This is a genomic window from Escherichia sp. AM3 (genome assembly GCF_032029835.1).
In the GTDB taxonomy this organism is placed as follows: Bacteria; Pseudomonadota; Gammaproteobacteria; order Enterobacterales; family Enterobacteriaceae; genus Escherichia; species Escherichia coli.
Window position 1 is genome coordinate 1 of the sequence record NZ_JAVUPQ010000480.1, and the last position, 660, is coordinate 660.

At 45.5% G+C, this 660-nt stretch carries 1 pseudogene; it reads right to left on the minus strand.

Going from position 1 to position 660, the window contains the following annotated elements:
* A pseudogene (iucD, locus tag RTW80_RS26735) lies at positions 1-660 on the minus strand (NADPH-dependent L-lysine N(6)-monooxygenase IucD); the annotation flags it as partial.

The following is a 660-nucleotide window of genomic DNA, read 5'->3' on the forward strand; positions in this document are numbered from 1 at the left end:
CTGAAATATATTCAGGTGTAAAATACTCATCAGCAAAAGCAGCCTCATCCAGTGCGTTAAAATTATTACGCCGGGAGACCCAGTTTATTTCCGCCGCTTCTCCCCATTCCCCGCGTAATGCATTAAGGAACAGGTCTGCACCACTCTGTCCTCCACCAACCACGGTTATCCGTTTTCCACTAAGGTCCGGCCGACGAAGATTCATTTCACTGGCATGGAAACAGGATTGTGTCATATGCTTCACACAGGGTGGTAAATAAGGTTGTTTTCCTGTACCAAGGCAGATATTGCGGGCAAAATATTCTCCCTGGCTGGGTTGCACCAGAAACAATCGACGGTGTTTATCGAAATCAATGTTTTCAACGGTATGACTGAAATACAGGTTATTCATATCTTCAGCAGCCCAGCGGAGGTAGTCAGAAAACTCTTCACGGGATACTGTACGTAGTCTGCTTGTAAGGAAGCGATAGAACTTTTTGTGCTTCACCAGATAGTTAACAAAACTGTAGGGATTTGTAGGTGCAACAGCACTGACCAGATCTTTCAGAAAGACGGTCTGCATATGACAATCCGGTACCAGCATACCCGGATGCCAGGAAAAATGAGGATGTTCATCAAAGAAGAGACAGTCCAGTTCTTCGATCTGATGTGACAACGCAG